At 54.2% G+C, this 4,013-nt stretch carries 1 tRNA gene and 2 rRNA genes; all 3 read right to left on the bottom strand.

The features are described from left to right. Nucleotides 1–171: 171 nt before the first annotated feature. Nucleotides 172–248 (bottom strand) — tRNA-Met (locus IG617_RS21405). A gap of 318 nt (nt 249–566) precedes the next feature. After that, nucleotides 567–681: ribosomal RNA gene (gene rrf / locus IG617_RS21400) — 5S ribosomal RNA — on the bottom strand. 353 nt (nt 682–1,034) lie between these two features. Next, nucleotides 1,035–3,759, bottom strand: a 23S ribosomal RNA gene (locus IG617_RS21395). Between the last annotated feature and the right edge of the window lie 254 nt (nt 3,760–4,013).

The raw sequence follows: 4,013 nt of genomic DNA, 5'->3' as shown, positions 1-4,013 counted from the left end.
CCTCTCCCCAACGCAAGAAAACCCCCGTCGGATTTCCGATCGGGGGTTTTTTGCTGATTTGGTTGCGTGGTCAGGATTTGCCCTCCTTGATGGGGCCCGGTCATGTCAAAATCCGCGACCGGGCACGCACATAAGCCAAAGGCCGCCCTGTTGGACGGCCTTTGGCTTATCTGGTTGCGGGGGCAGGATTTGAACCTGCGACCTTCAGGTTATGAGCCTGACGAGCTACCGGGCTGCTCCACCCCGCGTTATGTCTTTGCTGCACTGGAACCTTGTGGTCCTTGCGGGCTTAGCGTTCGCCCGGTGCATTTTGTCTGTGCGTCCTCGGACTTGGGTCCTTTGGGCGTCACGGGGGCTGCTCGAAGACTGAGGAGCACCGTACCACTCGGGTTTCGAGCTTACCTGGGATGTTTCGCTGGAGAGGGACGAGAGGTCCGAAGTGCAGCGAAGGCAAGCGCGAACTGCGCGTTGGCCGATCTGGCCGCCTTCGCGGAGGCCAGGGCAAAGCCCGGTACGGCCGTAAGCGCTTTAATCATTGAAGAGATATATTTATCTGCGCTTTGCAGGCCTGGCAGCGACCTACTCTCCCACACCTTAAGATGCAGTACCATTGGCGCTGGGGAGTTTCACGGCCGAGTTCGGGATGGGATCGGGTGGGGGCTCCCCGCTGGGGCCACCAGGCCGGCAAAGGGCAGATAAATAGAAACTGGTCTGGCTGTTTAGCCCTCACGGCCATGTCGCATCTTCGATGCTGGCCTGCGGGAACGCGCAACATAAATTGCGGCGCGCTTTGCGCTTGCCAGGCAAAGGCCTGGAACAAACGTCCCTTGAGAGGTCTAAACTGGTCTGATTGGATGATTTGTCTGTTCATGCCCACACCCGAAGCACCGCTTCGCAAGCATGACCATGCGTCGCCAATTTCTTGGCGCGTGGTTCGCAGCCGTTGGCGTTAAGCCAACTGGCGTGAGAACAAAACAGATAATCTTTTCAAAAGCGCAAGGCACTTTTTAAAAGATGAACATTGACTAATGAGAGTAATCAAGCCGAACGAGCTATTAGTAAAGCTCAGCTTCACACATTGCTGTGCTTCCACATGCTTCCTATCAACGTGGTGGTCTTCCACGGCTCTTCAGGGAGAACTCGTTTTGAGGTGGGTTTCCCGCTTAGATGCTTTCAGCGGTTATCCCTTCCGTACATAGCTACCCTGCTATGCGGCTGGCGCCACAACAGGTCCACCAGAGGTACGTCCATCCCGGTCCTCTCGTACTAGGGACAGATCCTCTCAATTCTCCTACACCCACGGCAGATAGGGACCGAACTGTCTCGCGACGTTCTGAACCCAACTCACGTACCACTTTAATTGGCGAACAGCCAAACCCTTGGGACCTGCTCCAGCCCCAGGATGTGATGAGTCGACATCGAGGTGCCAAACAATGCCGTCGATATGGACTCTTGGGCATCATCAGCCTGTTATCCCCGGCGTACCTTTTATCCGTTGAGCGATGGCCCTTCCACGAGGGACCACCGGATCACTATGGCCGACTTTCGTCTCTGCTCGACTTGTCAGTCTCGCAGTCAGGCAGGCTTATGCCATTGCACTCAACGAGCGATTTCCGACCGCTCTGAGCCCACCTTCGCGCGCCTCCGTTACCATTTGGGAGGCGACCGCCCCAGTCAAACTACCCGCCACACACGGTCCCGGATATTGTAGTACCGCGGTTAGATATCCATAACGACAAGGGTGGTATTTCAAGGGTGACTCCACAAGAGCTGGCGCTCCTGCTTCAACGTCTACCACCTATCCTACACATGTCGTGACGAATACCAGTGTGAAGCTGTAGTAAAGGTGCACGGGGTCTTTCCGTCTGACCGCAGGAACCCCGCATCTTCACGGGGAATTCAATTTCACTGAGTCTGTGCTGGAGACAGCGGGGAAGTCGTTACGCCATTCGTGCAGGTCGGAACTTACCCGACAAGGAATTTCGCTACCTTAGGACCGTTATAGTTACGGCCGCCGTTTACCGGGGCTTCAATTCGGTGCTTGCACACCTCCTCTTAACCTTCCGGCACCGGGCAGGCGTCAGACCCTATACGTCGTCTTGCGACTTCGCAGAGCCCTGTGTTTTTGATAAACAGTCGCCACCCCCTGGTCTGTGCCACCCACACCTGGTTGCCCAAGCATGGGTCTCCCTTCTCGCGAACTTACGGGAGCAATTTGCCGAGTTCCTTCAGCACAGTTCTCTCAAGCGCCTTGGTATGCTCTACCAGTCCACCTGTGTCGGTTTCGGGTACGGTTTATACGTGGGAGCTATTTCCTGGAACACCTTCGCCGCATCCCCAATCCAATAAGGAGATACGACACACGGCATCCGTCACTACCCACAAGTACAGGAATATTAACCTGTTTCCCATCGACTACGCCTTTCGGCCTCGCCTTAGGGGCCGACTAACCCTGCTCCGATTAGCGTTGAGCAGGAACCCTTGGACTTTCGGCGAGGGTGTCTCTCACACCCTTTATCGTTACTCATGTCAGCATTCGCACTTCTGATATCTCCAGGTGCCCTCGCGGGTCACCCTTCGCAGACTTACAGAACGCTCCGCTACCGCTTAGCTTACGCTAAACCCGCAGTTTCGGTGTATGGCTTGAGCCCCGGTACATTTTCGGCGCGGAACCCCTTATTTAGACCAGTGAGCTGTTACGCTTTCTTTAAATGATGGCTGCTTCTAAGCCAACATCCTGGTTGTTTTGGGAGTTCTACATCCTTTCCCACTTAGCCATAACTTAGGGACCTTAACTGGCGGTCAGGGTTGTTTCCCTCTCCACAATGGACGTTAGCACCCACTGTGTGTCTGCCAGATAGTACTTCTCGGTATTCGGAGTTTGGTTAGGATCAGTAAGGCGGTAAGCCCCCATAGCCCATCCAGTGCTCTACCCCCGAGAGTATTCATCTGACGCTCTACCTAAATAGATTTCGCGGAGAACCAGCTATTTCCGAGTTTGATTGGCCTTTCACCCCTAGCCACAAGTCATCCCCGCCTTTTTCAACAGGCGTGGGTTCGGTCCTCCAGTGCGTGTTACCGCACCTTCAACCTGCTCATGGCTAGATCACTCGGTTTCGGGTCTAATCCAACGAACTAAGACGCCCTATTAAGACTCGGTTTCCCTACGCCTACACCTATCGGCTTAAGCTTGCTCGCTAAATTAAGTCGCTGACCCATTATACAAAAGGTACGCTGTCACCCTTTCGGGCTCCAACTGTTTGTAGGCATCCGGTTTCAGGATCTGTTTCACTCCCCTCGTCGGGGTGCTTTTCACCTTTCCCTCACGGTACTTGTTCACTATCGGTCGACAAGGAGTACTTAGGCTTGGAGGGTGGTCCCCCCATGTTCAGACAGGATTTCACGTGTCCCGCCCTACTCAAGGACTATAAGATTTTCTACCCGTAAGGGGCTATCACCCACTAAGGCCGCACTTTCCAGAGCGTTCCGGTTCTTATCTCATAGCCACTGGCCTGGTCCGCGTTCGCTCGCCACTACTAGCGGAGTCTCGGTTGATGTCCTTTCCTCCGGGTACTTAGATGTTTCAGTTCCCCGGGTTTGCTTCCCTTGCGGGATACTCCATACGGAGTGGGTTGCCCCATTCGGAAATCGCCGGATCAAAGCTTATTCGCAGCTCCCCGACGCTTATCGCAGCGTATCACGTCCTTCATCGCCTCTTGTCGCCAAGGCATCCACCGAATGCCCTTCTTACACTTGATTACTCTCATTATCGATGTTCATCTTTAAATCTCTCACGGTGCAAAACACCTGCGAGGCGCATGGCATAAGCCATGGCGGTCGGTCGACCTTGCAAAGCCAAAGGCTTTGAACATCAAACCAACCAGACACCGGTTACTTACCGCCTCAAAACCTCACGGCTTTGGGACCGAACAGGAACGTTCAGTCCAGGCAAACAACCAGATGATCATCCAATCATTAAGACCAGTTTCTTGAGATCCATCCAACAACCATGC

This window comes from Roseibium polysiphoniae (assembly GCF_014842925.1).
Lineage (GTDB): Bacteria > Pseudomonadota > Alphaproteobacteria > Rhizobiales > Stappiaceae > Roseibium > Roseibium polysiphoniae.
This window is presented reverse-complemented; position numbering and strand designations above follow the sequence as displayed.